This window comes from Vibrio sp. DW001, assembly GCF_029016285.1.
In the GTDB taxonomy this organism is placed as follows: Bacteria; Pseudomonadota; Gammaproteobacteria; order Enterobacterales; family Vibrionaceae; genus Vibrio.
In genome coordinates this window covers 258,671-281,367 of sequence record NZ_CP091976.1, presented here as the reverse complement: position 1 = coordinate 281,367, position 22,697 = coordinate 258,671, and the positions used below count along the sequence as shown (strand labels likewise).

The window sequence follows — 22,697 nt, the reverse complement described above, 5'->3', positions numbered from 1 at the left end:
TTTACCTAGTAAATGTATGAATGTAACTAGTGATGTTGTCGCTCTTACTATGCAAAGATACCTATGAGGTTAAGCCAAAGAACGCTTCGGATGATGAGCCATGGTGTATGAACTACCCATTGCGAAGCAGGGCATCAGAGCTTTCGACAAGTAATTTTATGTCTAAGCTTAGGCTGTTTTCTTTTCTTCGGCATACCATAATCCACCATACGCTGGCGAATCGTGTCATATAACCAGTTGAAACCAATCGAATAAAGCAGAAAAAACATGACGACACCAATATCCATAACAAATACGGCCCAGAAACCAAGCTTGAGTGCCCACATTAGAACAGGGAAGGAGATGAGCATTATACCTAATTCAAACCCTAAACAGTGCAAAACACGAACTTTGAAAGTACGAGCGTTACGATCAGCTCCGGATAATCGGTCATAGCTCCAGTTAAAGATATCGTTCCATCCCATCGCAATGAGCGATAGTACTACAGCCAGCCCAGCCATTTTTGACGCATCTTTTCCGATAATCAGAGTGGCTAGCGTTACCATTAAAATTAACGCAATCAGCTCAAACAACACCATATGCAAAATTCGTTCTTTGAGTGACATTTTTTTATGTTCCGTTGACTTATTTTCGCTCTATACTATCTTTTATTATGATGATTAAAAGTCAATAACTATTAGAAATAATGATATGTATAGTATTGAACAATTACGGATGTTTGTTGAAGCTGCGGAACTTGGTTCGTTCTCGGCGAGCGCAAGGAAATTGGGAAAAGTACAATCAGCCGTTAGTCAAGGTATCAACAATCTTGAAATTGATTCAAACATTCAACTGTTTGATCGATCGACTAGAAAGCCAACCTTGACTAGAGAAGGGCGTCATTTATTTAAGCAAGCCAAAGCGGTTATCTTGCAAGTCGAAAGTTTGAGTGATTTGGTGACCTCCATTAATAGCGGTGAAGAGGATATTATTCGAATAGCGCTAGATGATTCCTTTTTCATGCCGTCATTGTTTCAAATATTAGATCGATTCTCGGAACGTTTTCCGGCAACTGAAATCGAACTCATCTCTATCGCTAGCACTGATGTTAAAAAGCACCTCAAGGACAAAAGGGCTGACCTAGGATTGATGTACGCTGAGATGTCATTTAGTCAAGAAATTGAAGCCTGTTTCATTGGAAATGTTAATTTCAAAGCCGTCTGTCATCCGGGGCATCCACTAGCATCGTTGAGTAAGGTTCAATTGGTCGATGTGATTCCACATCGTCAACTTATGCTTCGAGGTGATAATGGGTGTTTTTTAGAACAATTTCCTCCAGCCGCCTCAAAAATATGGTGGGTTAACAGTTTTAATGCGATGAAACATACGGTGGTAAATGGAACGTTGGGTTGGGCTTATTTACCCTACCACCAAGTAGAACAAGAGGTCTCAGAGGGAGTACTAGTGGAGTTAAATATAACCATCGACCATAAAATGTGGTGTCCTCCTGTCGATATGGTGACATTAAATAGCATTAAAAAAGGGCCGGCTTTGTGTTGGTTACAAACACACCTTAAAGACGTACTTGAGCCGATCTACTAGTTACGGACATCAGCTAAGCAAACTTTTACTACAACTAAGAAAATAATACACAGAAAGGACAGTCAACTTATAAAACAGTGAAAGGACGTATATGGTCACCTCGCTTGATGCAAGGTTTCTTTGTGTTTTGTGTTGCGGTCGTTTTCTATCTTTCCATAAAACAGTGAAGGGACAGTCACCTTATGAAAATACTGTCGCCTTGGACACGTCAATAAGTGATGTGTTATATCATGTTATATAACCCTATCTTTGGTTGGTTTTTGTCATACCTACGCTTAGTTATACTGCGCGTGATTTTAATTAGTTTGTAAAGATACGCTCTGGATTTACGTTCCAGCTGGCTGAAGGAAAAACCATGTCTCAATATGTTGTATGTGCACTATATAAGTTTGTCACACTTAATGATTACCAAGAAATTCGGCAATCTCTAACCGATTTTCTTGAAGTAAAAAAAATCCGCGGTACTTTGCTTCTCGCAAGTGAAGGTATCAATGGTACCGTTGCAGGTAAGCGTGAATCGATAGATGCTTTGCTTGAATGGTTCAAACAAGATACTCGTCTTGCCGATGTTGTTTATAAAGAATCGTTCAGTGATGAACAGCCTTTCAACCGCACCAAGGTAAAACTGAAAAAAGAAATTGTGACAATGGGAGTAGAAGGAATTGACCCGCTTAACGTTGTTGGGACCTATGTTAAGCCTAACGATTGGAATGAACTAATTTCTGATCCGGAGGTACTCTTAGTTGATACCCGTAACGACTACGAAGTGGATATTGGTACATTTAAAAATGCTGTAAATCCTAACACCGAGTCATTTCGCGACTTCCCACAATATGTCGCGGATAATCTAGACCCAGCGAAGCATAAGAAAGTAGCGATGTTTTGCACGGGTGGTATTCGTTGCGAGAAATCAACCGCCTACTTGAAAGAACAAGGCTTTGAGGAAGTGTACCATCTTGAAGGCGGCATTCTTAAGTACTTAGAAGACGTACCAGAAGATGAAAGCATGTGGGAAGGAGATTGCTATGTATTTGACGGTCGCGTTGCTGTTAACCACCAGTTAAAAAGAAGTGGTTATGACGTATGTCATGCTTGCCGTTTACCTATCACAGGCGAAGAGCAAGAGTCTGAGTATTTCGAGAGAGGTGTCAGTTGCCCTAAGTGCGTGGATAAACATAGTGAAGAACAGAAAGCCCGCTTTCGCGAACGCGAAAAGCAAGTGCAACTGGCTAACGCACGCGGTGAAACCCACGTTGGCGGTGAAGCCGCTCACTTAATAGAGCAACGTAAAAAAGAAAAACTGGCTCTGAAAGCGCAACAACGTTCAAGAAAGAAAGTGAAATAACACGGTTAAGCTCTTGTTGGTTCTTGTGGCAAGAGCTTGTTCTTCTTTGCCAATTTGTCTCTACTCATCGGTGTATTTTCCAGCTAACTTTCCGTTACAACTCCCATTTTCTTAAAAACTTTCATTTTATTGATGCTAAATCGTCCATGATGAATGGCGAATTCGTGTGATGTACGTCACGTTTAAATGGTGAATAATAGTGTCATCGAGTGAGAGGGGCCGTTGCCCCACAAATAGTCACTCATTTTAACCGACACTTTAAAGGTAAATAAGATGAAAAAATTAACAGTTCTAGCCGCCACTCTACTCGTTAGCGCAACCGCCTTTGCCGGTACTCAAACGGTTTACAGTGAAGCAAATCTATCAACAGCCAGTTTCGCTTCTAAAGCGGCCGCGTATGAAGCGGGTTTCGATTACGTTGATGCGTTGGAAGCGGCAAGCCATTCTGAATTGCGCTTCAAATTGGCACCTATCGGAGAACATACTGTCTCTAACCTTAAGTTGGGTGATACAGCGGTGACGATTGAAGAGTTCTCTGAAGCTCGCGGTGAAATCTCTTACCGCGCTATCGTGAATGTTGATTATCACTTCGACACCCGCGATAACAATAACGACTAATACCTCGTAGTTTTAGAATTTTTAAAGCCAATCGTTCTCGAACGGTTGGCTTTTGTCATGTTAATTATCAATGATGTATTTCTTTTTGCGCAAATTCTGTACGAGCAAAACGTCTTTCCAATGCAATTTTTACTTGCCTTTAGTCTGTGTACAGACTATCTTTATACAAACAATGTAGAGGAGGCACCACATGAATGCAATCGAATTTTTCGAATCTAAGATAAAATGTACTGTAAGCCCTATGGATTACTTGAATGAGCTGAATAGAGACAAAGATACTGTTGTCTTGGTCGATGTACGTAATGCGCCAGCCCATATCAAAAAAGACAAGATTAAAGGGGCAATAGAAATAGCTCAGTCAGATCTCGCTGATAATCTGGACAAAATTTCTAAGGACAAGAGGGTCGTTGTTTATTGTTGGGATACGTTTTGTAACCTCGGTGCAAAAGCGGCTATTACACTACTGAATAATGGATATGATGTGAGAGAACTCTCTGGAGGGATAGCCGCCTGGAAATCAGTGAGACTAGAGATTGAAGACCTGTAGTACAGATCATAGAGGGTAGTTATTCTTTCTGCCCTCCTTACTTTTAATTGTTAAAGGTACGAGTGATGAAATTCCGGTTTACTGAAGAGTTAGTTAAAGGTGTCATTAAATCCCGACCTAATCGCTTTATTATGTTGGTGGAGGTTGATGGTCAAATAGAAAAATGCCACTGTCCATCGACTGGCAGAATAGGTCGAATCGACTTTCGACATATTCCTTGTCTCTTGTCAAAATCCGATTCTGACAAGAGACAAACAAAATACACTGTTGAAGCTATTTACCCTGACTCGGCGCAAGGTGTTTTGATTGGAATTAATCAGATAAAAGCAAATGCATATATTAATTTTTTTCTTATAAACAACTTATTAGATACGATGATTTCAGCTAATGAAGTGAGAAGAGAAGTTTTTTTGAACCAATCGAAGATTGATTTTTTTATCAATGGTAACTGTTATATTGAAGTTAAAACGCCTTTGAAGGACATACCTTTCGGTCAAAAATTAGTCCGAGATAAATTTCACTCCTTTGAGCGCCTAGTACGACATTGCTCTGATATTTCGAGTCAAATCAGTGAAGGACAAAGGGCGGTAATACTTTTATGCCATCTCTATGATGCTAAGCCGTTTGTTCCCCCAAAAACCATTGATAAAAATGGACGTTATATCAAAGAAGCTGTAAAACAATGTGTTACTAATGGGGTTGAACATTGGCAAATTAATTTACAGCTTGACCGTACTGGCGTTTCGCTCATTGACTACTTTAAACTTGATTTGTCATCTTACCTATGACGAACACTTCGAATTTGATACAGGCCTATATGAAAGAAGATATCTTTGATGATGACCAGCCAGAAAATCATTCTGGCTACCTTATTTGGCAAATTTCAAACATGCGTCAGCGCACTATTAACGCTGGGTTAAAGGATCTTGAGCTAACCTATCCTCAGTTTGTGATTTTATCTGGTATCCACTGGTTAAATCAAAATGGTGGTGTAGTTAATCAAGTAAAACTCATACAATTTACCAAGATGGACAAATCGGTCGTTTCCAGTGTGCTTAAATCTTTGGAGAAACGGCAAATTGTAATTAGGGAAGTTGATCCAATAGACACCAGAGCCAAAAAGCTAGGGCTCAGTGATTTAGGGCTTGATAAACTAAAACAAGCGTTGGATTTGATTAAACAAATTGATATGAACTTTTTCGATCAAGATCAGATAGATATGCAAGGGTTTAACAATATGCTGAAGCAATTAATCAACCATAATTCGAGGTAGTTTATCACTTCGCAGTTACAGTTGATAAAGTACGAATAGATAGGTTACTTCGTATAATTGGCAGAATAAGTAGAGTAAAAGTAAAAAAGTAAAAAAGTAAAAAAGTAAAAAAGTAAAAGGGAAAAAAGTAAAAGGGACATATATGGTCACCTCGCTTGATGCAAGGTCTTTATGTTTGTAGAGCGTTCGTTTTCTATCTTTCCATAGAGTTTTTCCATAACAACAGGGGTTAGCAGTGGTTCACGGTCTTGCGACATATATCCGGCGTCTGTTTGGCATGAGTTCATGCGCGCCCTAATGAGATTCAAATTGACGTCTTATCCTCCTCAACACACACATGGTTTTGATAACCGCTGTCCCGACCAGGTTTTGAATAAGACAATCCGTTTAATTCATCACTGTTTATACCGTTGTTATTTAATTGGCTTTCTGTTCATTTAGCACTACCTAGCGCAAGCGAGTTCGACGTTATAAGGGGCTCTTTTCGTTAATACGGCCCAGATTATTCGGGCCAATTTATTAGCAAAGGCCACAACCACTTTGCAATGGTGTGCACGTTTTTTTAATTCTTGTAGCTATTGACTTAGCGGATCGTCTTTTTTATCGCAATGATTAATGACCGCTTGCGCACCCTGAGTGAGAAGTTTACGAAGAGTTTGATTGCCTCGTTTGGTTATCTTGCCTAAATGGTTTTTGTCGCCACTGCTGTATTGAGAAGGGGTTAGGCCAAGCAATCCTGATAACTGACGTCCATTTTTAAATTCACCCACGCTATTTATCGAGCCCATGATACTTGACGCGACAATAGGACCGACTCCGGGAATACCTGAAAGCAATTGATAGTCTTCATGTTGGCTGGCACATGACACCATTTGAGCCGTGATGGTTTTGATTTCTTCTTCAAGCTGCTTTTGTCGAAGGTAAAGGCGTTGAACAAACGACCGAGCCACCGTCGACAGCTCATTTTCAGCATCTTCTAAAACTAAAGGAATGACGTTCATTAAATTCGCTTTCGTTTTACCCATAACGACACCGTATTCCGCCAAAAGACCTCGTAGTTGGTTGGCGTTCGCCGTGCGTTGCTTTACCAGTAGCTCTCTTATCCTTTGCAGTGATTGAATATCTTGTTGCTTAACGGTTTTCACGCCAACAAAATGAATTTTGGGCCGTTGCGCGGCTTCGGCAATGGCGAGCGCATCGTTAGCGTCATTTTTATTGCCGATTAAGAACGCTTTGACTAATCTGGCGGGAATTAATTTAACCGTATGCCCCAGTTTTTCAATCGCTCTTCCCCAGTGATTGGAGCTATAACACGCCTCCATGACGACAAGAGTGGGCTGGTATTGCCTTAGGGTGTGAAGCAATTTATTTCGGGTGATTTTTTTATTCGAAACGAGGTTATTTTGTTGATCGAGTAGAGCAACTTGAAAGACATTTTTTGCCAAATCAATACTAATTAACTTATAGTTCATAGTGGTCGCCTTTGTTGTTGATTCTGTGCAACCTTAATCATGGCACATTGCGATGCCGAGACAGAGGTGACCATCTCATCACACACTTCAGCCCACAATGGTCTTTCATTGCCTCAAACTTGGTTATCAGCCAACAGGTAGACTGTTTTTAAATCAATAAGCACTTCACAAAATTTACATCAGAGTAGGTTATTTTCGTGTCCGTTGACTTTACTGTATTGGTATACATCAATAGAGGTGACCGATATGGACAAAGAATTAGCCATTATTACTTTACATGGGATGGGTGATTACAAGCCTAACTACTTTCAGGGTCTAAAGAAAAAACTGATGAAAAGCTTTGGTGACGATTGGTCCAAGATTGCTTTTGTACCTATTCAATATCAACCCATTCTTCAATGTAATCAAAATGACATTTGGCAAAGGATGAACGAGTTTCCACTAGATGGTGCGATACTTCGTCGATTCCTTTTATATGGTTTTTCCGATGCGGGATCACTTGAATACAGCGCTCGCTCTAATACCAGTGACCAGTATATTCAGGTGCAGAGTGAGGTTATCCGTGCCCTCGACGAAGCGTTCTTGAAGCTTGGCAATAAGAATAAACCGGTTCTAATTATTGCGCAGTCGTTAGGGTGTCAGGTTATCTCCAACTATATTTGGGATGCCAAAAATAATACAGGTATCTTCAACGCTTTTGAACCGACAGGAAATGACAATAAAAAAGAGTTTAGACGATTAAAAAGCTGTATTCACTTGATCACAACGGGCTGTAATATTCCGATGTTTGTTGGAGGATTAGACCCGATAGAAGCCATTGACAAGCCGTCGGATGAATTTACGTGGGACAACTACTTTGATAAAGATGACGTTTTAGGTTGGCCTTTATCCCCGCTAAGTGACTCGTATAGCGAGTTGGTTACAGACCATTGTATTAATGCAGGCGGTATCTTTTCGAGTTGGAACCCGTGGAGTCATGGTAAGTACTGGACAGATAAAGATGTCACAAAACCGTTAGTAAAAAAAGCACGCTTATATCTGTAGATATTGAGCTAATGCTTCATTCTATTCCAATTTGATTACTCCATAGGGGGAGCGTGTCAGTTTGGTATACTATAACGCATAGATAAGCCGCTATAAATTTTAAGCTTTACCTGAAGTAATGAACTGACAGAACCAGAACTGGTTATTCACAATTAAAAAGGAAGTGTAATAAATGCCTGTGCTTCAACGCATTAGTGTCACCATGCTTTTAGTGGTTCTTTTTACCGGGTGTGCCTCACTCCCAGAGGAGATTAAGCATTCGATAGAGCCAGTTGCTACCCTGCCGACGACGACACTGTCTGAATTGAGTGACACTTATCGACTTGAACCGCCGGCTCAAGGGATGAGTGCGATTTTGTTACAAGATACGGGTTGGGATGCATTGGCTCAGCGATTGGCATTAATTGAAACCGCTGAACACAGCATCGATATCCAGTATTACATATGGAATTCAGACGCTTCTGGGCACTACCTGGCAAATCGTTTGATAGCGGCTGCAGATCGTGGTGTCAAAGTTCGTGTAATGCTTGATGATATCAATCTTAACGAACGAGAGGACCTACTTACCGCTCTGGATTCTCATCCTAAAATAGAGATCCGTATATTCAATCCTATTCCCAGTCGTCGTGGGTTAGTCAAGTGGTTAAATGTATTGAGTGATTTCTCCCGCCTAAACCGTCGTATGCACAATAAGTCCTTTACCGTCGATGGTGTTCTGTCCGTTGTCGGAGGGCGTAATATCGGCGATGAATATTTTGATCTTTCTGATGAAATTAATTTTCGTGACCGCGATGTACTGGTAATGGGTTCCGTGGTAACTGATATTCAAGCGAGCTTTAGAGAATACTGGGACAGTCGCTGGTCTTACCCTGTCAACTTACTAGGTGGTAAAGTCTCATCGGATCGACCGGTGTTAGATGAGGTGGCATCGCCCGTTTACAAGCACTATTCTGCTCTGCCAGAAGGAAAGATGGTTGCAAATCGATTTTTAACGGTTTTAATGGAGGAGATGATCTGGGTTAAAGCTCGTTTTGTTTCTGACCGACCAGTACCAATCGACGAAGAGAACACTAGCGAACCGAAAGCTACAGCCAGATTAATGGCGGAGTTGGCTCGTCAATCTGACCAAGAAATCTTATTGGAATCTGCCTATCTAATATTTGATGATAGCCAACTAGAAGGGTTGAAGGTATTAACCAGCAACGGTGTTCAGATAAAAGCATTGACCAATTCAATGATCTCAAATGATCTCATCACGAATCATTCCGGCTACGCGGGTCGACGTCAAGACATGCTTGACAATGGTATTCAGTTATTTGAGATGAAACCAGATACGGAGCTATGTGTGGATTCAACAAGAGACTTGTCTAAATGTGCACCGACAACGGCCTATGGCCTTCACGCAAAATCAATTGTCTTTGATAGGCGTGTGGCTGGCATCGGTTCTTTTAACTTCAACCTACGTTCAACCTATCTCAATACTGAGTCTATACTCGTGATTGAAAATCAAGGTGTTGCTGAAAGTCTTGCGGATGATATGGAGCAGGCAATGAACGAGGACAATAGCTGGCGTCTGAATTTACTTGAAGGAGAACTCCGTTGGTATTCCGGTACGGAAATCTGGGAAAGCGACCCAGAAACAGGCCAATGGGAACGAGCTAAATCACGTTTTCTACAGCTATTGCCAATAGAGAAGTATTTGTAACACCATTATCTCGTACCGAATTATTCACTATATAAGCTTAACGGTGTAGATATTTTTCCTAATCTAAGCCATTAAGTTAGGCTCTAAGCATTAAACTGTTCTGTCCAGAACCGTGACAGTTTGCACTTTTTTACTTAAATGAAGGACTAGCTCGTTAGTCCTTCATTGGTATTAAACTAAATAGCTTACAATTCATCAACCGTTGCCCAAACTGCCGCTAGCATATCGTGACCAAATGCAGCACTGCGATATGGAGACCAGCCATAAAGTTCATCGACGTGGTTGATGTGATCTTTAAACGGCATCTCGATCGTGTAAGACAAGCAATTAAACTGCTCTCCGACCCAGTTCGAACCGACGGTTAGGTTAGCTTTACCTGGTTCATCTTTGTCGTAACCTATTGTATCTTGGAATTCAGGCGTAATCGTTAGTAATGCTTGTTTGAAGTGGTTCTCCAAGTGAGCGATGCGCGTATCGTAAGAAGGGATGCCTTCACTACCTGCAGCAAAGTTATAGGGGATAGCTTCATCACCATGGATATCTAAGAACATATCGACCCCCGTTTCTAGCATGCGCTTTCGAACAAGGTACACTTCAGGACTGCGTTCCAGCGATGGGGTTTGCCATTCTCGGTTTAGGTTTACACCAATGGCATTGGTGCGAAGGTGACCGCGAATGCTGCCGTCTGGATTCATGTTAGGGACGACATGAATAACCACTTTGTCGAGTAGTGAACGACCAACGGTATCCGTTTCGTCAAGTAAGCGTTGCAAGAGGCCTTCGATAAACCATTCCGCCATCGTTTCACCAGGGTGCTGACGTCCAATTACCCAAATGTTTTTCTTTTTAGGACTTGGTTCTCCGACCGTCAGTAAGCTGATGTCGTTGTTGTCTAGTGTGTGGCCTAGTGTTTCTAACTTACACGCTGGGTGCGTTTGCGCACTGTGTAAAAGATCTTGATGGCGATCGTATGAATATGGTGCGAAATAAGAAAAGTACATTGAATCATGCTCTGGAATTATTTCATACGTCAGTGTGTTGCCATCAAACTTAGTAGGGATGCGGAACCACTCTACACGATCATAAGATGCAACCACATCGTAATCAGTCCAACCTTCTGGGTAGGCCGACGTTGCCAGTTCATTGATTGTAAAGTGGTGTGCCTGTTTCGCTTTGCTCTCTAACCGGAAGTGAAACCATTGCGAAATTTCCGTCTGGTTATCGGCAGGAATAGTCAGTTGAATGTTCTGTGGCGAATCGGCTGAAACGACGTGAATGTTGCCGCTTTCGAAGTTGCTGAAAATTTTCATTGTAGTTGTTATCTCGTGGTGAGTTTGAGTAAGGTTAGCACATTTTTTTTCGAGAAAACGATTCACTCATATTGTAATGAGAGAATACATATGGACATCCAATCGATGAGGCTACACACCTTAACGATCGAGCTTCTCTGAGTAAACTCACTTAACTTGTCCTGACCAGATTTCACGGTGTGTGTCCTCCCTCACTTCCTCCCTCACTGTAGGTGTGCTCCCTCACTGTAAAAGTTTGTCTACTGTTTGCCAAATACGTCGATAACTTAAATTTTTTGACTTGCATAGCTATCATGAGATTTATGAAGTGATAGAATCTCTGGATACCTGATATATAAATGGAAAAGATAAATATATCATTGGCTTATTTCGTATAAAACAGCAGTTTAGTTTTTTTTAGAAAAGGATAACGAATGGTATTGGTAAGATATCTAGTAAGTGTTGGAACGATACTAACAATTCTTGTGTACTCATCCTTTTCTTTTGCTGATGATATAAATAACAAAAGTGAATTTTTAGAGTCATACAGATCGTATGGATATTATACTGATCCCCAGCTGCACAGCCGAGCTTTTGATGGGCTGCCAACTAATGTCGAGAAATTATGCGCGTTAACTAAAGCCCAGTTTATTCACCCTATAACTGATTTACCAAAGTATCGGTCTAAACTACCTGTATCTCGACGCGAAAATGAAGACAAGAAATATGCCAGTATAGCGATGATTTTAGAAGAGCTGTATAAACGAGATCCGCAAGGATTGACAGAAGATCGATCACCTGAAAATCGTCTAATTATGTCATGTAGGTCTCATGCATTATTACTCGCATCTATTCTTAAATCTCAGGGAGTACCGGTAAGGCTACGTTATGGTTTTGCGACTTATCTCTACTCTGGCAGATTTATATATCATGTTGTGTGTGAAGTATGGAGTAACGAAGAACAAAGGTGGATTCTGGTTGATCCAGATAGAGAGCTATACGACTTATCTGGAGAGGACTTTATTTTAGCAGGAAGTGCATGGCAGATGTATCTAAACGGTGATATAGATCCTGACCATTTTGGTGTCCCTAAGTGGTGGGGAGCACATGTAATTCTTGACGTTTTATCTCATGACATGGCAGCAGTTTTAGGTGTGGAGCATTTGTATTGGGTACATCCATCTCTGTATTCTTATTCGTCTATGGGCATCTCTAAAGTTCCTGAGGATGAGATGAAAGTGATCCATGAACTATCATTACTGCTGGGTCAGCCAGCAATTGACGTTAAAAAGTTACAAGTCATTTATGAACAACATGAATGGCTTCAATTTCCCGAACCACCTTTATAACTTCAATTGGCTAGAAGGTTTAGCCAAAAATTGTTATAAATTTCGAGTAATCAAGATTAGCTGAAAGATCAAACTGGTTGTAATTTCGTAACCAGTTTATGCCCCTTTCCTACTTGGAGTAGATGATCTTCACTAAACACTTAGGCTTATATCGACCAATATTTCTAATGTGATTTGCTCCAGTCAGACTGGAGTCTAGGCACTCCAACTCAGTTAAATCAATGTCCAAAACTACTGGTGCGGAGCATTGAGGCAAAAACCAGTTAACTTGACAATACCTCTCCCTAAAAAGGGAGTATATGATCACAACTAAATGTGATCGTCAAATTGATTGTTAAATTGCCTAAAAAACGTTCATGATCTCACCCTGATCTGGACTTGAACTGACAATTCAGAACCGATAATTCAGACATAATCTGACGGACTCATTTGTGCCATGAGTTGTCGCTCACTACTTTGCACTTGTACTGATTATTTCTCCATACTCATCGTACTTAATTACAGTATCAATGACCCCATCTTTATTTGAATCATATTCAGCACTTACTAACTTATCAAGCTCAAAGTTTTGAATTTTTATTACATTTTCATTGTTAGGGTTTAAAAACCTAGCTGTAGCTATAACACCATAATTATATTCGATAATGTACTCATTAAAACCGTCACCATCACTATCAACTTTCTGTTGAAATACGCTACCTTTGTTGTACGAGTATTTAGTTTCAAAAGAGCCATTGAAATCATCATCCGCCAAACTTTTTTTAGGCGTACCTTTACGGGTAAAGTCGGTTGTATAATCAATCTTCCCATCAAAATTACGATCAATTTCTGTCTTAACCATCCTATAGTTTCTGTATGTCCACTTTTCATCAAAACTACCGTCATTGTTGTAATCTATACCATCATAATTCACAGGAGTGTTGTAATATACTCCCACAGATATTACTCCGATAAGAAACCCTAATAGCAATTTGCCTAATCCACTAGACCGCTTCATTGCTAAGGGTACCGCTACATCTGTATCAGGTTGCTTTCTATCCCATTCGATAATAATTTCTTTTGCCATAGCAGCATCTTCTTCATTTACCATTACTCGCACGATACCAATTGGTTGTAATTCGCCTATACCGCCTTGGAGGTGCTCGCCATGGATTTGTGCTTTAATATTTGATTGTTGAAGTAAACTAGTAATCATATGAGTTTCGACAGAACTCGAAACTTGATAGATGCAAATCATATAATATTATCCATATTTATTATTGTTAATATGCTCGTTATATTGCCAGAGCAAAAGATATCAAACCGCAACCTATTGCTCATGGTACTGTCAATTTAACCGATGCTATGGCAATATTTCCATATTAGCATATACAAAAGACATCGATTTTTATCCGATATAATCCAGCACGCCGTGTGGTTGTATTACCGTTTTAGCCTAAGTTTTAGGGATGTTGAAGATGCTCTTGCTGAGCGAGGCGTTATGGTGAGTTATAAAACTATTCGCTACTGGTGCAATAAGTTCGGGCATATTTATAGTAGACGTTTAATGAAAAGTGCTAGGCAGTTCGGTGTGATCTAAACTGTCAATACTGGACACTAAGTTAAGCCACTTTCCATAGTTATAGTTATAGTTATAGTTATAGTTATAGTTATAGTTATAGTTATAGTTATAGTTAACTTCTTAATTTAGCGAAGCCGCTGACACGTTAATGTCCAAAAGTGAGCTACGTTATATTGGAAAAACGTATTATATATTTACTCAGATTATTCGAATGAGTAGAGTCAAATTAAATAAGGACAATGTATGTTATTAGCGACAAGGAAGCCGTGATGAAAAAAGTTGTAATTGTTACGGGAGGCAGTAGAGGCATTGGCGCTGCTACTTCTAAATTACTCGCGTCGAAAGACTATTTCGTTTGCGTCAATTATCTTAATAATCGAATTCAAGCAGAGTCTGTTGTAACCGAAATACAAAAACATGGTGGTGAAGCATTTTGCTTCAAGGCAGACGTGTCTATTGAATCTGAAGTTCAATCTCTGTTTTTTGCTGTGAATAAAAAATATGGTCAAGTAACGCATTTGGTTAATAATGCAGGAATCCTCTTCAGCCAATCATTATTATCAGGCATAGATTACGAACGTTTTAATAAAGTAATGAGTTCGAATGTTGGTAGTTGCTTCCTTTGCTCAAAGGAATTTATCGGTCAATTATATGGTTCTGGAGCGATGGTTAATGTTTCTTCTGCAGCTTCAAGAACAGGCGCTCCATTTGAATATATTGACTATGCAGCATCTAAGGGAGCAATGGATTCATTGACCAAAGGACTTTCATTGGAACTCGCATCTAAAGGGATTCGTGTTAATGGTGTAAGACCCGGTTTTATTCATACGGACATGCATGCCGATGGTGGTGAAGCTAACAGAATTGACCGATTGTCACCGCAAATTCCGATGCAACGTGGGGGAAAACCCGAAGAAGTAGCGCAGGCAATTGTATGGCTGTTATCAGATGAAGCCTCTTATGTAACGGGTACGTTCATTGATATTGCAGGTGGAAAATAACAGGTAAAAAATATTCTAAGAAGCTCTGCCCCATTCTGTTTTAGATTTTTCACACATTCACATCCTGTTAATGTGTATTTTCCCTACCTAATATAGTCTGAACGGGTAGGAAATCGGAGTTTTTGAAATTATGTCACATTTTGCCGCCTAACATCCTTTCATTCACCTTAACCTATTGATAATTGAACTGATATAGAAAAGACTGCATTATAGATGGATGAAAAACGATAATTTATCAACTAATAAGCGTTAGCAATTTCTCGCACATAAAGGAGTTCCAGTGGTAAAAGTTCTTGTTAGTTCGTGCTTGGTTGGAAATAAAGTTAGATACAATGCAAGTTGCTTATCAATCCCAGAGCTCGATTTGTACTGGCTTAAATCAAACGTAGAACTAGTGGTCTTTTGTCCTGAGGTGTCCGCAGGTTTACCTACTCCGAGAGCACCTGCTGAAATAATCACAGGAAAAGGCATTGATGTACTTGACGGTTCGGCTAACGTTGTTGGAAATGATGGGATTGATGTTACTACTCAATTTGTGAATGGGGCGGAGAATGCTTTGAAACTCTGCCATAAACAGCAAATAAAATATGCGGTTCTCGCAGAGGGTAGCCCTTCTTGTGGTAGTTCAAAAATTTACGATGGTACATTCAACGGTATTAAAATCGATGGCTCTGGGGTAGCTGCTGCATTGTTAGAGCGTAATGGCATTAAAGTATACAGTCAGCATACGATAGCTAAACTCCGAAATATGTTGGAAACACATAGTTAACAATCAGTTAAGGCTTCAAGATACTTTTGTCCAGAAATGAGTAAAGAGGGATATTGGTTATATTTTACGGTTCACCGTCAAAATGATGATTGATAATCAAACTGTAACTCACCTCAAAATAGAAAGGCGAACCATCAGGTTCGCCTTTAAAGTATCAAATCAGTTTCCAACTTAGTTATCTGTGATCACCAACTGATCTACTCTTCATACTCCGAAATACTAGGGCAAGAACAGATAAGGTTTCTATCACCATACACATTATCAACGCGATTTACTGTCGGCCAGTATTTTGAAATTTTCGTCTGTTTCGATGGGAAACATGCTAATTCACGTGAATATGGTCTGTCCCACTCTTCAGAAGAAAGATCGACCTGTGTATGTGGCGCATTAACCAATGGGTTATTTTCTATTGGCCATTCGCCATTTTTTACACTGTTCATTTCGTGACGAATCGCGATCATTGCCTCGCAGAAACGATCCAACTCTTGCAAGTCTTCCGATTCGGTTGGCTCAATCATTAGTGTGCCAGCTACGGGGAATGACATCGTCGGTGCGTGGAATCCGTAATCCATTAAACGTTTAGCGATGTCTTCTTCGCTGATACCCGTTTCTTCTTTCAGTGGACGAATATCGATAATACATTCGTGCGCGACGCGGCCGTTGGTACCGCGATAAAGAATAGGATAATGAGGCGTCAAACGCTCCATCACATAGTTGGCATTTAAGATAGCGACCTTGGTTGCTTCTGTTAGACCTTGCTCACCCATCATAGCGATATAGGCCCAAGAAATAGGCAAGATAGACGCGCTACCCAAATCGGCCGCAGAAACCGCGAAATCTTTACCCTCTAAGCCGCCTTCAATATGACCCGGAAGGAAAGGTGCTAGGTGAGATTTTACACCGATAGGCCCCATGCCCGGACCACCGCCACCATGAGGAATACAAAAGGTTTTGTGTAGGTTCAAGTGAGATACATCCGAGCCGATGAAGCCAGGTGTCGTTAAGCCGACTTGCGCGTTCATGTTCGCGCCATCGAGATAAACCTGACCTCCAGCCTCGTGAACCATTTCACATACGAGTTGCACTTGCTCTTCATACACGCCATGGGTAGAAGGATAGGTGATCATAATGCTAGACAGATTATCGCGGTGCTTTTCGATTTTATCAGCGAGGTCTGTGATGTCGATATTGCCAGCTTCATCGCATTTAACTACCACCACTTTCATGGAAACCATTGAAGCGGTTGCCGGGTTCGTACCGTGGGCCGAACTAGGGATAAGACAAACATTTCTGTGCTCGTCGCCTCGGCTTTGGTGATAGCGTTGAATGGCGATCAAACCAGTATATTCGCCTGAAGCACCAGAGTTTGGTTGTAGAGAAAACTCATCATAGCCGGTAATTTCACACAACATCTCTTTCAGAGATGTGGCAAGTTTACTATACCCTTTGGTTTGCTCTTTAGGTGCAAAAGGATGCAGTGAACCAAATTCAGGCCAAGTGACGGGAAGCATTTCAGCAACCGCATTCAACTTCATCGTACAACTACCAAGTGGAATCATACCGTGGGTGAGCGAGAAGTCTTTATTCTCTAGCTGTTTTAGGTAACGCATCATCTGTGTTTCACTATGGTGCGTATTAAATACTGGGTGTGTTAAGTAACGAGTTTCACGGCGGCAGGATTTAGGAATAGCCGCAAACTCATTGCGTGCAATGACTGTCGACAATGCATCGATATCTTCTTTAACATCAAAAATGGCAAATAGATCAGCAATGTCTTGCGTTGTTGTGGTCTCATCAAAGCTGACCCCTATTTTTCCATCTAACTTACGTAGGTTGATGTCTGCTTGAAGTGCCTTAGTATACAGTGCGTCGGTGGCATCGCCTGTGTCGATGGTAATCGTATCAAAATAGTGGTTATTGCTTAGTTCATAACCAGACTTGGTTAATCCAGATGCCAAAACTGCGCTCATATGATGAGTTCGACGCGCAATCGTTTTAAGCCCTTCACTACCATGGAAAACCGCATAAAATGACGCCATGTTGGCAAGTAGTGCCTGTGCCGTACAGATATTCGATGTCGCTTTTTCACGACGAATATGTTGCTCGCGAGTCTGCATTGCCATACGAAGGGCTTTGTTACCCTTTGAATCGATAGAGACACCAATAACTCGACCAGGTATGGTACGTTTATGCTTGTCCCTTGTTGCCATAAATGCGGCGTGTGGCCCACCGTAACCCATTGGCACACCGAAACGTTGTGCACTACCAATGACAACATCTGCGCCCATTTCACCAGCAGGTTTAATCAGCGTTGACGCAAGAAGATCAGTGGCAACTGTGACGAGGGTTTTGTTGGCTTGAGCGGTGGCAATAACGTCGGTTAAGTCGGTGACATCACCGGAAGTAGAAGGGTATTGAAGCAAGGCACCAAATACGTCTTGTTCAGCTAAAGAATCTACAGAGCCGACGACAACATCAAAGCCGATAAAGGTAGCACGGGTTTTGACTACTTCAATGGTTTGTGGATGAACATCGTCGGCAACAAAGAATACCTTGCTTTTGCTTTTGCCTGCCCGCTTACAGAGGGTCATCGCTTCGCCTGCGGCGGTCGCTTCATCAAGCAGTGACGCATTGGCGATTTCCATACCTGTTAGGTCCATCACCATTTGTTGGTAGTTTAGTAGTGCCTCTAAACGACCCTGTGAAATTTCAGGTTGATAAGGGGTATAAGCGGTATACCAACCTGGATTTTCAAGTACATTACGTAAAATAACATTGGGTACAAAGGTATTGTAATAACCTTGGCCGATAAAGGTGCGTTTGATCTGATTGAGTTCTGCTATTTTTTTAAGCTTGACCAACATATCAGATTCGCTCATCGGCGCATCCAGTGAAAGAGGTTTCTCCAATCGAATGGCTGCTGGAACCGTCTGATCAATTAACTGTTCAAGGCTTTGCGCCCTTACGGTTGTTAGCATTTTTTGTTGATCGGTTTTGTTTGGACCATTATGGCGAGAAACAAATTCGTTTTGTGTGCTTAGATGTTGAAGTAGTTCAGTCATTTCCTTTGTACCTTGTTAAAAAGCTGCCCAGTTAGAGCAGCTTTTTCTTATTTTTCCAAATTAATCTTCTTCAATACTGCTTAAGTATTCTTCTGCGTTGGTTAAGTCATCTAACTCAGAAGGGTCAGACATCTTAATCTTAGCAATCCAGCCACCTTCATAAGGTTCTTCATTGATAAGTTCTGGGCTGTCGTCTAGTTCTTCGTTAACTTCAACAATTTCACCTGTGATAGGTGAATATATGTCAGAAGCGGCTTTTACCGATTCTACCAAAGAGAAACTCTCGCCTGCTTCAATTTCACTTTCAACTTCAGGAAGGTCTACAAATACGACATCGCCTAACATCTCTTGTGCGTGCTCTGAAATACCGATAGTTACAGTACCGTCACCATTGTCTTTTATCCACTCATGGCTTTCTGTAAATTTCAGGGTGTTGTCCATCTTATTGTCTCCAAACTGTTAATATCAATAATTGAAAAACTGGTTACGTTTATAACGTTATTCGCTCGCAGCAAAAACCGTTTAAGCAAATGTCGCGAAGAAGAGCTAACTTAAGCATGTTCTCAGTATAAGCGTAGAATATGCACAAGAAGATGAAGATTTCATTTTAATACTCTTAATCTGCTTGGGTGAACTCTTATGTATTTAATTGTCGTTTATTAATGGTCAGTCGTCGTTTCCGCAACCGATTGCATTCGAGGGTCGACGCCATTGACATGTTGGTAACATAACCATTGTTTTTTCAATAATCAATCAAAAATTTCCAATAGGAAACATAATTTCGTATGGTTTGATAAATTGAAGTGAAAATGTTGCTGTTTCCTTATTATTAGGCTTCATGTAACAATAAGATAAAGCATAACAATAATGGATGGATTACGAATGCCTATTGAAAACCTAGACGAATATCCTTCGATTAAGTTAGAAAAAGACGGGGTTAGTGAAAGTATTGAACCTTTGAAGCTAGGACAGAAAATTAAAGATATACGATCGAATTTAGGGATAACATTAGAAGAGGCAAGTCAGAGAACAGGCTTGGCCCGCTCTACGCTTTCAAAGATAGAAAATGAACAGATATCTCCGACGTTCCAAGCAATGCAAAAACTCGCTTCTGGGTTAAAAATAGACATGCCTCAACTTTTTGAACCGCCAAAAAACACAATGGCGACAGGGCGTAGAGACCTTACTATGCAAGGGCAGGGCAAACCTCATCCGACGCCAACTTATGAACATGAACTTTTAGCTACCCAATTAATGCATAAGAAAATGATGCCGTTTAAAAGCCGTATTCGCACCCGTAGCATTGAAGATTTTGGTGACTGGGTCAAGCATGATGGAGAAGAGTTTCTGCTGATTTTAGAAGGAGAGGTCACGCTCTATACTGAGTATTACGAGCCTATTAACCTCAAAGAGGGTGATAGTGCTTATTACGATGCTAACATGGGACATATGTTGACATCTGTCAGCGATGAGGACGCTTTGATCCTTTGGGTGACGGCAAAATAACCACAATCGTCTCTGTTGTTTGTCATCATTCTTGTACCATTTCTGTTAATAAATAGGTGAACAATTTAAAACAATCTGTTATTAATGCTCTGCATAGTAAACAATGTTTATTATTGGAAACAGCGCTGTTTCAATAGTCCAAATCTTTATGGAGAAAGTGATGACCGAATTACATAAAACCCCTTTACACGCACTGCACATAGAAGCGGGTGCTAAAATGGTTCCCTTTGCCGGATACGATATGCCAGTCCAGTATCCGCTTGGTGTAAAAAAGGAACATCTACACACTAGAGATGCAGCCGGGCTTTTCGATGTTTCTCACATGGGGCAACTTCGTCTAAAAGGCAGTAACGCAGCAAAAACATTGGAAGCGCTTGTTCCTGTCGACATTATTGGTCTCCCTGCTGGCAAACAGCGCTATGCCTTTTTTACCAATGAACAAGGCGGCATTCTCGATGACTTAATGGTGACCAATTTTGGTGATCATATTTTCGTCGTCGTAAACGCCGCATGCAAAGAACAAGATATTGCGCACCTGCAAGCAAACCTACTTGACGGTGTCGAATTAGAAATAATAGAAGACCGAGCCCTGCTTGCACTTCAAGGCCCAAAAGCGGTTGAGATATTGTCCGCTTTCCAACCTGCGGTTGCTGACATGGTGTTTATGGACGCACAGGTTATCGATATCGACGGCGCTGAATGTTATGTAAGTCGTTCTGGTTACACTGGTGAAGATGGCTATGAGATCTCGGTTCCTGCTGATAAGGCTGATGAGTTTGCTCGTAAGCTCACGGCGGTTGGCGATGTAGAATGGATCGGTTTGGGTGCACGTGATTCATTGCGCTTAGAGTGCGGATTGTGTCTGTATAGCCACGACTTGGATACGACAACAACACCAGTAGAAGCGAGTTTGCTTTGGGGTATTAGTAAGAATCGTCGCCGTGACGGCGAAAGAGCGGGTGGTTTCCCAGGGGCTGATATTATTCTTACGCAAATCGAAACCAAAGACGTTCAACGTAAGCGCGTAGGGCTAGTTGGGCAAACCAAAGCACCGGTACGTGAAGGCTGCAAACTGTTTGATGCGCAGGATAATGAAATTGGCTTAGTGACGAGCGGAACGGCAGGGCCCAATGCAGGGAAACCTGTTTCAATGGGGTATGTTGCGAAGGCGTTTTCCGTTATAGGAACCGAAATTTTTGCTGAAGTTCGAGGTAAAAAATTGGCTATGACAGTGGAAAAAATGCCGTTTGTACCGCAAAGGTATTATCGAGGTTAATAAATATTTTCTGTTTTATCACTTACGCTTAGCTTCTCAATTATGCATAGCGAGCTTTCATTATCAGAAAGTTCGCTATTCTCATCTCTTCTTGACTACATTAGCGTTAACGTTGTTTTAATTCGCTAGACGAGCACAACCACTTGTAGATAGAGACTTCTGTGCTGAATAAATTGATACTTTTATCGATTATTTAAAGGTAAAATTTGATGGTTCTAACTTATTAATTATATTCCTTAAGTGGTCCAAAAAGACTACTATTTAACTATATACATGCTAAAAAGGTAGCTAATATGTTAACAAAGCTGACGCTAGGGATATCCACCGCACTGTTCACGGTGTCTCTCAGCGCACTAGAAGTTGACTCCTATATTGTCAACGGTACAGATACCTCCACCTCTACTTATCCTTCTTATGCTCGTCTTTATTATAATGAGTACGGCAATTATGGCTATTGTGGCGGAACGTTTATCGATGCTACTCATGTATTGACGGCTGCGCATTGTGTCGACCAAAATGCTGACAACATATCCGAAGTAGACCTCCTTTTTACGGTGGCAATACCTAATTTAGATGATGAAGATGATGCTTCCAATGCAACTAAATATTATGTTTCCAAATTCTACATTCATGAAGATTACGACCCTGATCAAGTCTTCTTAAATGATATCGCTATTTTGGAACTGGAATCAGCCGTAAATATAAGTTCATATACGCAGTTTGCTAGCGATCAAAATCTATACAGAGCGGATGGTGTTAACGAGACGTTTATTGCCGTCGGCCATGGTAATACGAAGACAGGTGAAGACAGTACTACCTTATTGCAAGAGGCGACATTGAAATATATCGCAAACAGTTCATGTACTGAATACAAAGTAGGTGGTGCATCTGAATCCCAGCTATGTATGTCAGGTGACATTGATGCTGGAAGTGGTTTACGTAATTCGACTTGCCAAGGCGATTCTGGTGGCCCTTTGTATTGGAATGGTAATCAGGTAGGCATAACAAGTTATGGGCCTCTTGCTGGCTGTGGGCTTGCCACAATAACCGCAACATCGGTGTTTACAGAAGTAACGGATTATTCAGGTTGGATAACTAATGTCAAAAATGGCTTGGTTGCAGCAACTTATACGGCGAGTGAAAGTGATAGAGAATACTATCGGCTAAATGGGAACTTACCAGATGCAGTATCCGATGTTTTAGGTTCTGGCGGCGGCGGTGGTGGTAGCGTTCCGCTTTGGTCTTCATTGGTTATGTTGGGAATGGCTATTTTTAGGAAGAAGTGCTCTTAGGCGGATT

Annotated in this window: 19 protein-coding genes and 2 pseudogenes; 15 read left to right on the top strand and 6 right to left on the bottom strand. The window is 41.0% G+C overall.

Annotated elements, in window-relative coordinates; genetic code table 11:
• Nucleotides 1–134: 134 nt before the first annotated feature.
• A complete protein-coding gene (locus tag L3V77_RS18615) occupies nt 135–605 on the bottom strand; it encodes a PACE efflux transporter (RefSeq protein ID WP_275137746.1) in 471 nt (156 codons plus the stop codon).
• Between the two features lie 85 nt (nt 606–690).
• Here L3V77_RS18615 and L3V77_RS18610 point away from each other — a divergent pair, with 85 nt between their 5' ends.
• The 6 genes from L3V77_RS18610 to L3V77_RS18585 all read left to right on the top strand — a co-directional run bounded on the left by L3V77_RS18610 (nt 691) and on the right by L3V77_RS18585 (nt 5,364).
• The gene (locus tag L3V77_RS18610) at nt 691–1,581 is read left to right on the top strand and encodes a LysR family transcriptional regulator (RefSeq protein ID WP_275137745.1); all 891 of its coding nucleotides are present in this window, start codon (nt 691–693) and stop codon (nt 1,579–1,581) included.
• A gap of 355 nt (nt 1,582–1,936) precedes the next feature.
• Entirely contained in the window at nt 1,937–2,926 is a 990-nt protein-coding gene (locus tag L3V77_RS18605; RefSeq protein WP_275137744.1) for a rhodanese-related sulfurtransferase, read from the top strand.
• A gap of 273 nt (nt 2,927–3,199) precedes the next feature.
• The gene (locus L3V77_RS18600; RefSeq protein WP_275137743.1) at nt 3,200–3,544 is read left to right on the top strand and encodes a DUF3316 domain-containing protein; all 345 of its coding nucleotides are present in this window, start codon (nt 3,200–3,202) and stop codon (nt 3,542–3,544) included.
• A gap of 190 nt (nt 3,545–3,734) precedes the next feature.
• The gene (locus L3V77_RS18595; RefSeq protein ID WP_275137742.1) at nt 3,735–4,091 is read left to right on the top strand and encodes a rhodanese-like domain-containing protein; all 357 of its coding nucleotides are present in this window, start codon (nt 3,735–3,737) and stop codon (nt 4,089–4,091) included.
• Between the two features lie 65 nt (nt 4,092–4,156).
• Nucleotides 4,157–4,879 carry a DNA/RNA nuclease SfsA gene (locus L3V77_RS18590; RefSeq protein ID WP_275137741.1) on the top strand — a complete coding sequence of 241 codons (723 nt, stop codon included), beginning with the start codon at nt 4,157–4,159 and terminating at the stop codon, nt 4,877–4,879.
• Between the two features lie 29 nt (nt 4,880–4,908).
• Nucleotides 4,909–5,364 (top strand): MarR family transcriptional regulator, encoded by a 456-nt coding sequence (locus L3V77_RS18585; RefSeq protein ID WP_275137740.1) that lies wholly within the window; start codon nt 4,909–4,911, stop codon nt 5,362–5,364.
• A gap of 443 nt (nt 5,365–5,807) precedes the next feature.
• On the opposite strand, the pseudogene L3V77_RS18580 reads toward L3V77_RS18585, so the two are convergent.
• Nucleotides 5,808–6,836 (bottom strand): annotated as a pseudogene (locus L3V77_RS18580) (IS110 family transposase).
• Between the two features lie 246 nt (nt 6,837–7,082).
• Here L3V77_RS18580 and L3V77_RS18575 point away from each other — a divergent pair.
• Both L3V77_RS18575 and L3V77_RS18570 read left to right on the top strand, forming a co-directional pair.
• Nucleotides 7,083–7,880, top strand: coding sequence for a hypothetical protein (locus tag L3V77_RS18575; RefSeq protein WP_275137739.1), 798 nt, complete (start codon nt 7,083–7,085; stop codon nt 7,878–7,880).
• 172 nt (nt 7,881–8,052) lie between these two features.
• The gene (locus tag L3V77_RS18570) at nt 8,053–9,585 is read left to right on the top strand and encodes a phospholipase D family protein (protein WP_275137738.1); all 1,533 of its coding nucleotides are present in this window, start codon (nt 8,053–8,055) and stop codon (nt 9,583–9,585) included.
• A gap of 185 nt (nt 9,586–9,770) precedes the next feature.
• On the opposite strand, the gene L3V77_RS18565 is transcribed toward L3V77_RS18570, so the two are convergent.
• A complete protein-coding gene (locus tag L3V77_RS18565; RefSeq protein ID WP_275137737.1) occupies nt 9,771–10,895 on the bottom strand; it encodes a M14-type cytosolic carboxypeptidase in 1,125 nt (374 codons plus the stop codon).
• Between the two features lie 413 nt (nt 10,896–11,308).
• Between L3V77_RS18565 and L3V77_RS18560 the strand changes: the two genes are divergently transcribed.
• On the top strand, nt 11,309–12,223 hold the full coding sequence (locus L3V77_RS18560) for a transglutaminase-like domain-containing protein (protein ID WP_275137736.1): 915 nt from the start codon (nt 11,309–11,311) through the stop codon (nt 12,221–12,223).
• A gap of 451 nt (nt 12,224–12,674) precedes the next feature.
• Here L3V77_RS18560 and L3V77_RS18555 read toward each other — a convergent pair whose 3' ends face one another.
• Entirely contained in the window at nt 12,675–13,418 is a 744-nt protein-coding gene (locus L3V77_RS18555) for a DUF2007 domain-containing protein (RefSeq protein WP_275137735.1), read from the bottom strand.
• A gap of 144 nt (nt 13,419–13,562) precedes the next feature.
• On the opposite strand from L3V77_RS18555, the pseudogene L3V77_RS18550 reads away from it, so the two are divergent.
• From L3V77_RS18550 to L3V77_RS18540, 3 genes and pseudogenes are all read left to right on the top strand, one after another.
• A pseudogene (locus tag L3V77_RS18550) lies at nt 13,563–13,748 on the top strand (hypothetical protein); the annotation flags it as partial.
• A 305-nt stretch (nt 13,749–14,053) separates the two neighbouring features.
• Entirely contained in the window at nt 14,054–14,785 is a 732-nt protein-coding gene (locus L3V77_RS18545; protein ID WP_275137734.1) for an SDR family oxidoreductase, read from the top strand.
• Nucleotides 14,786–15,065: 280 nt separating this feature from the next.
• The gene (locus L3V77_RS18540; RefSeq protein ID WP_275137733.1) at nt 15,066–15,554 is read left to right on the top strand and encodes a DUF523 domain-containing protein; all 489 of its coding nucleotides are present in this window, start codon (nt 15,066–15,068) and stop codon (nt 15,552–15,554) included.
• A gap of 197 nt (nt 15,555–15,751) precedes the next feature.
• Here the strand turns inward: L3V77_RS18540 and gcvP are convergent, their stop codons facing one another.
• Together gcvP and gcvH are read right to left on the bottom strand one after the other, a co-directional pair.
• Nucleotides 15,752–18,616 (bottom strand): aminomethyl-transferring glycine dehydrogenase, encoded by a 2,865-nt coding sequence (gcvP, locus tag L3V77_RS18535; RefSeq protein ID WP_275137732.1) that lies wholly within the window; start codon nt 18,614–18,616, stop codon nt 15,752–15,754.
• Between the two features lie 60 nt (nt 18,617–18,676).
• Nucleotides 18,677–19,057 (bottom strand): glycine cleavage system protein GcvH, encoded by a 381-nt coding sequence (gcvH, locus tag L3V77_RS18530; protein ID WP_195706228.1) that lies wholly within the window; start codon nt 19,055–19,057, stop codon nt 18,677–18,679.
• Nucleotides 19,058–19,498: 441 nt separating this feature from the next.
• Between gcvH and L3V77_RS18525 the strand changes: the two genes are divergently transcribed.
• The 3 genes from L3V77_RS18525 (at nt 19,499) to L3V77_RS18515 (ending at nt 22,690) form a co-directional block, all read left to right on the top strand.
• The gene (locus tag L3V77_RS18525) at nt 19,499–20,122 is read left to right on the top strand and encodes an XRE family transcriptional regulator (protein WP_275137731.1); all 624 of its coding nucleotides are present in this window, start codon (nt 19,499–19,501) and stop codon (nt 20,120–20,122) included.
• Nucleotides 20,123–20,270: 148 nt separating this feature from the next.
• Complete coding sequence (gcvT, locus tag L3V77_RS18520) at nt 20,271–21,398, top strand: glycine cleavage system aminomethyltransferase GcvT (RefSeq protein WP_275138256.1); 1,128 nt, start codon at nt 20,271–20,273, stop codon at nt 21,396–21,398.
• A gap of 293 nt (nt 21,399–21,691) precedes the next feature.
• Entirely contained in the window at nt 21,692–22,690 is a 999-nt protein-coding gene (locus L3V77_RS18515; RefSeq protein ID WP_275137730.1) for a serine protease, read from the top strand.
• Nucleotides 22,691–22,697 lie beyond the last annotated feature (7 nt).

Bases quoted from the DNA above. Each gene is read 5' to 3' on its own strand.
- L3V77_RS18615 (WP_275137746.1), bottom strand. From the start codon at position 605: ATGTCACTCAAAGAACGAATTTTGCATATGGTGTTGTTTGAGCTGATT.
- L3V77_RS18610 (WP_275137745.1), top strand. From the start codon at position 691: ATGTATAGTATTGAACAATTACGGATGTTTGTTGAAGCTGCGGAACTT.
- L3V77_RS18605 (WP_275137744.1), top strand. From the start codon at position 1,937: ATGTCTCAATATGTTGTATGTGCACTATATAAGTTTGTCACACTTAAT.
- L3V77_RS18600 (WP_275137743.1), top strand. From the start codon at position 3,200: ATGAAAAAATTAACAGTTCTAGCCGCCACTCTACTCGTTAGCGCAACC.
- L3V77_RS18595 (WP_275137742.1), top strand. From the start codon at position 3,735: ATGAATGCAATCGAATTTTTCGAATCTAAGATAAAATGTACTGTAAGC.
- L3V77_RS18590 (WP_275137741.1), top strand. From the start codon at position 4,157: ATGAAATTCCGGTTTACTGAAGAGTTAGTTAAAGGTGTCATTAAATCC.
- L3V77_RS18585 (WP_275137740.1), top strand. From the start codon at position 4,909: ATGAAAGAAGATATCTTTGATGATGACCAGCCAGAAAATCATTCTGGC.
- L3V77_RS18575 (WP_275137739.1), top strand. From the start codon at position 7,083: ATGGACAAAGAATTAGCCATTATTACTTTACATGGGATGGGTGATTAC.
- L3V77_RS18570 (WP_275137738.1), top strand. From the start codon at position 8,053: ATGCCTGTGCTTCAACGCATTAGTGTCACCATGCTTTTAGTGGTTCTT.
- L3V77_RS18565 (WP_275137737.1), bottom strand. From the start codon at position 10,895: ATGAAAATTTTCAGCAACTTCGAAAGCGGCAACATTCACGTCGTTTCA.
- L3V77_RS18560 (WP_275137736.1), top strand. From the start codon at position 11,309: ATGGTATTGGTAAGATATCTAGTAAGTGTTGGAACGATACTAACAATT.
- L3V77_RS18555 (WP_275137735.1), bottom strand. From the start codon at position 13,418: ATGATTACTAGTTTACTTCAACAATCAAATATTAAAGCACAAATCCAT.
- L3V77_RS18545 (WP_275137734.1), top strand. From the start codon at position 14,054: ATGAAAAAAGTTGTAATTGTTACGGGAGGCAGTAGAGGCATTGGCGCT.
- gcvP (WP_275137732.1), bottom strand. From the start codon at position 18,616: ATGACTGAACTACTTCAACATCTAAGCACACAAAACGAATTTGTTTCT.
- gcvH (WP_195706228.1), bottom strand. From the start codon at position 19,057: ATGGACAACACCCTGAAATTTACAGAAAGCCATGAGTGGATAAAAGAC.
- L3V77_RS18525 (WP_275137731.1), top strand. From the start codon at position 19,499: ATGCCTATTGAAAACCTAGACGAATATCCTTCGATTAAGTTAGAAAAA.
- gcvT (WP_275138256.1), top strand. From the start codon at position 20,271: ATGGAGAAAGTGATGACCGAATTACATAAAACCCCTTTACACGCACTG.
- L3V77_RS18515 (WP_275137730.1), top strand. From the start codon at position 21,692: ATGTTAACAAAGCTGACGCTAGGGATATCCACCGCACTGTTCACGGTG.